We start from the raw sequence: 6,234 nt of genomic DNA, 5'->3' as shown, positions 1-6,234 counted from the left end.
GGGTCTTTCCACCAAATCTATGAGATTTTTGGTGGGTGCGCACAGGATCGAACTGTGGACCCGCTGATTAAGAGTCAGCTGCTCTACCAACTGAGCTACGCACCCACTCGGCCGGCAAAAACCGGCGTTGGCGGGCATATAGCCGCCGATTCCGGTCCTGTCCAGCCCTGCCGGAATCATTTCCCGACAAATCGCACCGGAGACGCGTTTATCGCCGGCGAGGCCTTGCAACGTCAGACGAAAAGCCTGCCTTCCGCCACCTTCACAGCATTGCCGCCAATGCGCGCGGAGGCGAGTTTTCCGCCTTCGACATTGAGTTCGAGGCGGATGCGCGACGGTCGGCCCATTTCCAGCCCCTGCTCTATCCACAGCTGCGAAACCCCGTCGGTCGGCGCGTCGAACTGCATGATGGCGCCGGCGAAGGCGGCGGCCGCCGAACCGGTTGCCGGATCCTCGTAGGAAGGCGTTCCCGGCACGACCATGCGCACATGGAAGGCGCTTTCATGGTTCACTGTCTCGCGGCAGTAGACATAGGGGCTGGCGAAGGCCCATTCGCTCTTGCGCGGCGCTAGCTCCGCCCAGGCCTGGTTGTCGAACCGGATGCGGCCGGCGGCCTCCAGATTGGCGACCGGGATGGTCACATAGGGCACACCGGCCGACCAGAACGACACCACGTGATTCTCGAAACCGATCTCGTGCGGCGCCAGCCCCAGCGCGGCACCGATCGCCTTGGGATCGGCTTCGAGCTTCAGCGGTTCGGGCAACCTCGCCAGGTCGAACTCAGCAAAGGTGGCGCCATCATGCCTGCTTACGGCGCAACGCACCGGGCCGATATTTTCTTCCAGCACGAAGATGCCGGCCACGCCTTCCCCGGCAAGTTCCGCCAGCGCGATCGCCGAGCCCACCGTTGGGTGACCCGCAAAGGGCATTTCGTAGTCCGGCGTGAAGATGCGGATGCGGGCGCGATGCGTGGGATTGTCCGGCGGCAGCACGAAAACCGATTCGGAAAGGTTGAATTCACGCGCGATGGCCTGCATCGCGGCCGTATCAAGGCCACTGCTATCCAGCACCACGGCGAGCGGATTGCCGGCCAGCCTGTCGGTCGTAAACACATCGTAAAGCAAGTAATCGCGTTTCATCGAGAGAACCTTCCGCGTTGATCCGAATTTCTGCCTCAATCCCAACATGAGCGAAATTTAATTTGATATTCGAACCGTCAGCACTGATCTGTGCACCCATAGGGACATATTGCGCTTCAGGGGGTCCGGCGTGGACCAGATTGTCAATCTGCCAAAGACGGAATCGGATTCCGCCATCGAAACGGCGTTGGGCCTCGACCGCACCGGCCGGCGCAGGACGCGCCGCCGTGGCTGGCTCTACGCGCTGCTGTCGCTGATCGTTCTGGTCGCGGCCTTCGCCTTCTATCAGTGGTATGCCGGGACGCCGGCCAGGATCGACTACACCACCGTTCCAGCCGCCAAGGCCGACCTCACCGTGCAGGTCTCGGCGACGGGCACGCTGCAGCCGCTCACCCAGGTCGACATCTCAAGCCAGCTCTCCGGCATCATACGCTCGGTCGCCGTCAACGAGAACCAGCAGGTGAAGAAGGGCGACGTGCTGGCCGCGCTCGACACCGCCAAGCTGCAGGTCCAGATCGAACGCGCCGAGGCCTCGGCCAAGGCGGCCGCCGCCAATGTCGAGGACGCCACCGTGACGCTGGCGGAGAACGAGAGCGCACTGGTGCGCGCGGCCGCCTTGACCAAGCGCGGCATGGCGACCGACCAGTCGCTCGAAGCGGCAACCGCGACGCGCGACCGCTCCAAGGCGGCGCTCGACAGCGCACAGGCCAATCTCGCCATCGCCAATGCCGATCTCAAATCGCAGCAGACCGACCTTGCCAACAGCACCATCTACGCGCCCATCGACGGCATCGTGCTGACCCGCTCGGTCGATCCCGGCCAGACGGTCGCCTCCTCGTTGCAGGCGCCGGTGCTGTTCGTCATCGCCGCCGATTTGCGCAACATGGAATTGGTCGCGGCAGTCGATGAGGCCGATATCGGCGCGGTCAAGCCGGGCCAGCATGCTCGCTTCACGGTGGACGCCTTTCCGGACCGGCCGTTCGACGCCGAGATCCGCGACATCTCCTACGCCTCGGTCACCACGGATGGCGTCGTCACCTATAATGCGAGGCTGGAAGTCGACAATAACGAGCTGCTGTTGCGCCCCGGCATGACTGCCACGGTGTCGGTCGTCACCAGACAAGCCAAGGACGTGCTCACCGTGCCGGCCAGCGCCTTCCGCTATCGCCCGGCCCAGCAGGCGGCGCGGGGCTGGAGCTTCAGCGACCTGTTCACCGGCCGGATGGGGCGTCCGGGCGGCAATCGCCAGCGCCAGGCGGCAACCGCCCCCACGGACGGCTCGCGCACGCTCTATGTGCTGGAGAACGGTCAACCGCGCGCGGTCAGCGTCAAGATCGGCTCGACCGATGGCGAACTGACCGAGATCACGTCAGGGCTGGAGGAAGGCGCGCAGGTGATAACAGCCTCGCAGCAGCGGGGCTGAGGCCGTGGCCGCCGGTGCGCCCCTCATCACCTTCGACAAGGTCTGGAAGAGCTATGGCCAGGGTGAGGCCAAGGTGCACGCCTTGGCCGGCGTCGACCTTGCTATCCGGCGCGGCGAATTCGTCGCCATCATGGGACCGTCCGGTTCCGGCAAGTCGACGGCGATGAACATCATCGGCTGCCTCGACACGCCCACGGCCGGCACCTACTCGTTCATGGGCGTCGATGCCGGGCGGCTCGACCGCAACCGCCGCGCCATGCTGCGCAATCTCTATGTCGGCTTCGTCTTCCAGGGTTACAATCTCCTGGCGCGCACCACTGCGGCGGAAAATGTCGAACTGCCGCTGATCTATCGCGGCGTCGCCGCCCGCGAGCGCCGCGACCTTGCCATGCAGGCGCTGGCCGAGGTCGGCCTTGTCGGCCGCGAGCACCACACACCGGCCGAACTCTCCGGCGGCCAGCAGCAACGCGTGGCGATCGCGCGCGCCATCGTCACCAAGCCGACCTTGCTGGTCGCCGACGAGCCGACCGGCAATCTCGACACCGCCCGCACGCACGAAATCATGGAACTGCTGACGCGCCTGAACAGGGAGCTTGGCCTGACCATAACCATGGTCACGCACGAGGCCGACGTCGCCGAATATGCCGAGCGCACCATCCGCTTCCTCGACGGCCATGTCGCCTCTGACACCATGAACGTCGAGGTCGCCTGACCATGATCTGGGAAACCGTCCGCCTTTCGCTGCGCTCCATCCGCCGCAACGTGCTGCGCTCGTTCCTGACGCTGCTCGGCATCGTCATCGGCGTGGCCGCCGTCATTGCCATGCTCACCATCGGCTCCGGCACGACGCAGAAGGTCAAGGCCGATATCGCCAAGCTCGGCAGCAATCTGCTCGTCGTGCGGGCCGGACGCCCGGCCGGCCCAGGCGGTCCGGGCGGGCTCGACCAGGCGGTGCGACCGTTGGCCGAAAAGGATCTTGCCGCACTGGTCGCGCATCTGAGCGGCGCGCGCGCCATCTCGCCGGCCTCGCAGAAGCAGGTGCGCGTCATCTTCGGCACCGAGAGCCTGACCTCCGGCGTCACCGGCACCGACAGTGCCTATCTCGACGCGCGCGACTGGAAGCTGGCGTCGGGCCGCCCGTTCAGCGATTCCGAGACCCGTTCGGGCACCGGCGTGTGCCTGATCGGCGAGACCGTGCGCCAGCAGTTCTTCGGCGCCGGCGACCCCGAGGGCGAAACCATCCGCGTCAACCGCACCTCCTGCAAGATCATCGGCCTGCTCGAACCCAAGGGCTATACCGGTTTCGGCCAGGATCAGGACAATGTCGTGCTGATGCCGCTGCACGCCTACCAGCGCCGCATCGCCGGCAACCGCGACATCGACAATATCTACATCGCCGCCGACGACCGCACCCCGACCAGCGAACTGCAGCCTCGCGTCGAGGATATCCTGCGTGATGCGCGCCGTGTCACGCCTGACCGCGAGAGCGATTTCGCCATCCGCGACATGACCCAGATCGCCGACGCCATGGCCAGCGCCACAACGACCATGACCGGCATGCTGGGCGCGGTCGCCGGTGTCAGCCTGCTGGTCGGCGGCATCGGCATCATGAACATCATGCTGGTCTCGGTCACCGAGCGCACGCGCGAGATCGGCATCCGGCTCGCCATCGGCGCGCATGAAAAGCACATCCTCATCCAGTTCCTGGTCGAGGCGACGGTGCTGTCGCTGCTCGGCGGCATCATCGGCATCCTGATCGGGCTTTCGCTGGCCGGCCTCGCCTCGGCGACGCTGACCATACCTTTTGCGCCGAGCCCGGCCGTCATCCTGCTCGCGGTCGGCTTCTCGGCGCTGATCGGCATGGTGTTCGGCTTCTTCCCGGCGCTGCGCGGCGCCAGGCTCGACCCGATCGACGCCTTGCGGCACGAATAGCGGGCCGGCGAAGATCCGCCGTCAGGATTCTTGCGCCGGCGCAGCCCTGCGCCTGAAGGCAAAAACAAAAGGCCAGCCCAGATTAACGGCAAGCCCCGCCAGCAGGATCAGGACAAGCCCCGCGCCTTGCATGGCGGTAATGGAACGGCCGAAGACGAAGAAATCGGACAGCAACGCGGCAACCGGATTCAGGAACGATCCGGCCGCGATGACGGTGATCGGCAGCCTGGGGTAGGATGAATAGAGCAGGATGTAGACGACGCCTGTGTGGATGACGCCAAGGCCGACAAGCCAGCCCCACATGCCATTGCCGCCGCTTTGAAGTGCGGCCAGATCGACGAACGGTGCAAAAACAATCACGCCGATCAGGCAATGAACGGCGCTGAGCACGCTCGGCCTGACCGATTTTACGGCTCGCGTGGTCAAGGTGGTGGCGGCGTAGAACAGTGACGCGACAAGCGCCAGGGCGACGCCGACAAGCCAGTCGTGATCAGCCCTGATAACACCGAGCTTCGGCAGGATGATGAGGACAAGACCGAGGAAGGCGACGCAGATCCATCCCAGTTTATCCCGCGACAGCCCCTCCTTGAGCAGGAAAGCCCCTGCCAGCGTGATCCAGAAAGGTTGCAAGTGATAGATGATCGTCGCGAAGCCGATCGATGTCAGCTTGAAGGCCTGGAACAGGGCGACCCAATTCAGGACGAGGCAGATGCCACTGATCAGCACGAGTGGCCACAGCGCCTTGTCCCTGATGAAGAGGCTCTTCCATCCCTGCGTGAGCGCGCTCCACCCAACCAGCGCAATCGCGCCGAAGACACAACGAAAAAAGATGACGTTGAGCGTCGGCTGGCCGGACTCGATGGAAAAAAGGCCTGCCGTGCCGGACAGGGCCATACCCGCCGACAGCATGATCGTGGCGCGCGTCAGCCCCGGTTTGGCTTCCATCGTCGTTCCATTCGATCTGGCGGGCTCTACCCGGCTTCCGCTGTTCGCACATCCATTGGTGGTGTGGCCGAACTCAGGAAGAGCCAGCCGCGAAATGCCACTCGACCAGCGGCTTCATATGCGGCGCCAATCCCTTCGGCAGGTCGGTCGCATTGCGGATGATCACCGGCCCCTCGATTTCCGGATCAGCCTCGGCCGCAACGAAGGCGCGGATGCGCGACGCAACATCATCAGCCGGCTCATCAACATGGTAGCGGCGGAAGATGACGGTGCCGCTTGGGATCGACAAAGCGTGCCAGCGCCGGCCGCGTCTGGCATCCGACAGGTCGAGGCCGGTCTCCTCGCGCACTTCGCGGATCATGTTGGAATCGACATCGACCAGCCCGTCGCGGAAGTCGACCGGCTCGAACGAACCGGCGGCGAAGTAGACGGCGCCGGCGCCCACCGTGTGGCTCCCCATGCGGATCGCCACAAGCGCATTGTCGCCGGCCACCAGCATGGCGTGGGCGTACGCATGCTCGGCGCCCGAATTCTCGCGCCGCTTTCGCCACAGCATGAAGGTGGAGTAGTTGACCGCATGGCAGCGACCGACAAGGCGCCCGTCGCGCCAGGCAAGTTGCGACAGGAGCACGACCGTGCCGTCGAAAAGCGCCGGTTTGGCCGCTATTTCCTGCTCCCAGTTCGCCTTGATGGCGTCTGCATTATCCAGCGCGAACGGATGCGGGCCGGGATCGAGCCGCACGTCGATCGCATCGACCGGCAGGATGACGTTGCGCGGCAGGTCGAAACTCATGC

The 6,234-nt window shown here is 64.9% G+C and carries 6 protein-coding genes and 1 tRNA gene; 3 read left to right on the top strand and 4 right to left on the bottom strand.

Features of this window, described 5'->3' with window-relative positions; translation table 11 throughout:
• Positions 1 to 29 precede the first annotated feature (29 nt).
• Both J0I79_RS23565 and J0I79_RS23560 read right to left on the bottom strand, forming a co-directional pair.
• Positions 30 to 105: transfer RNA gene (locus tag J0I79_RS23565), tRNA-Lys, on the bottom strand.
• 128 nt (positions 106 to 233) lie between these two features.
• Complete coding sequence (locus J0I79_RS23560; RefSeq protein WP_292864732.1) at positions 234 to 1,139, bottom strand: PhzF family phenazine biosynthesis protein; 906 nt, start codon at positions 1,137 to 1,139, stop codon at positions 234 to 236.
• Between the two features lie 130 nt (positions 1,140 to 1,269).
• On the opposite strand from J0I79_RS23560, the gene J0I79_RS23555 reads away from it, so the two are divergent.
• Genes J0I79_RS23555 through J0I79_RS23545 form a run of 3 tightly spaced genes read left to right on the top strand, consistent with a single transcriptional unit; the run spans position 1,270 to position 4,494 of the window.
• Entirely contained in the window at positions 1,270 to 2,562 is a 1,293-nt protein-coding gene (locus tag J0I79_RS23555) for an efflux RND transporter periplasmic adaptor subunit (protein WP_292864729.1), read from the top strand.
• Positions 2,563 to 2,566: 4 nt separating this feature from the next.
• Positions 2,567 to 3,274, top strand: coding sequence for an ABC transporter ATP-binding protein (locus J0I79_RS23550; protein WP_292864726.1), 708 nt, complete (start codon positions 2,567 to 2,569; stop codon positions 3,272 to 3,274).
• A gap of 2 nt (positions 3,275 to 3,276) precedes the next feature.
• Positions 3,277 to 4,494, top strand: a complete 1,218-nt coding sequence (locus J0I79_RS23545) for an ABC transporter permease (RefSeq protein WP_292864723.1) — start codon at positions 3,277 to 3,279, stop codon at positions 4,492 to 4,494.
• A 21-nt stretch (positions 4,495 to 4,515) separates the two neighbouring features.
• Here the strand turns inward: J0I79_RS23545 and J0I79_RS23540 are convergent, their stop codons facing one another.
• Together J0I79_RS23540 and J0I79_RS23535 are read right to left on the bottom strand one after the other, a co-directional pair.
• A complete protein-coding gene (locus tag J0I79_RS23540; protein WP_292864720.1) occupies positions 4,516 to 5,439 on the bottom strand; it encodes a DMT family transporter in 924 nt (307 codons plus the stop codon).
• A 73-nt stretch (positions 5,440 to 5,512) separates the two neighbouring features.
• On the bottom strand, positions 5,513 to 6,232 hold the full coding sequence (locus J0I79_RS23535; RefSeq protein ID WP_292864717.1) for a hypothetical protein: 720 nt from the start codon (positions 6,230 to 6,232) through the stop codon (positions 5,513 to 5,515).
• Positions 6,233 to 6,234: the final 2 nt, after the last annotated feature.

Origin of the sequence: Mesorhizobium sp., assembly GCF_017306585.1 — a bacterium.
Lineage (GTDB): Bacteria > Pseudomonadota > Alphaproteobacteria > Rhizobiales > Rhizobiaceae > Mesorhizobium.
Note: the sequence above shows the minus strand (reverse complement) of the source record. Positions and strands in the feature narration are given on the sequence as shown.